Here is a 702-nt window from a genome sequence, read left to right on the forward strand (position 1 = left end):
CCTTCACATGTTCTTTCGACAATAAACGCTGTCATTCCTTTATTTGTCTTCGCAAAAACAACATATACGTCTGCCATATGAGCATTTGTAATCCACTGCTTCTCACCATTCAACTTCCAAGCAGTACCCTCTTCATTCAATACTGCACTCGTTTTTGCACTTAATGCATCAGAACCAGCATTTGGCTCAGTTAAAGCATAAGCCCCAATCCATTCTCCCGATGCGATTTTCGGTAAATATTTTTCTTTCTGTTCTTTCGTTCCGTAATATATGTAAGGCAATGTACCTACACCGGCGTGTATATTAAAAGAAACGCTAAATGCACCAGCGTAACCCATTTTCTCTGCTACAAGACCTGAGACAGCCTTTCCTAACTCGAATCCACCATAATCTTCTGGTACCTCAATGCCTAATAATCCAAGTTCCCCAGCTTTCTCAAATAATTGACGAGAAACTTTATAGTTATGTTGTTCAATATTCTCCATTTGTGGGACAATTTCTTGTTTAACGAATTGTTCTGTCGTTTTTGCAATTAAATCTTCATCCCCTGAAAAATCTTCTGGTGTAAAGAAAGTATTATTCACATCTTTATTGAGTGAAAAAAATTCATCCCATGGTAACTTCGTTTTCTCCATCTGAATCCCCCTATCATTTCGGCCTTCATTGCTTTTTGCATATGCTCGTCTACGATGAGTGGAATAT

1 protein-coding gene is annotated in these 702 nt (G+C 38.2%); it reads right to left on the reverse strand.

The window, feature by feature from the left end:
* Positions 1-635, reverse strand: a 635-nt coding sequence (locus AC1DTM_RS30185) for an acyl-CoA dehydrogenase family protein (RefSeq protein WP_477001673.1), incomplete at its 3' end; no start/stop codon positions are given.
* Positions 636-702: the final 67 nt, after the last annotated feature.

This window comes from Bacillus sp. P4_D3 (assembly GCF_056401855.1).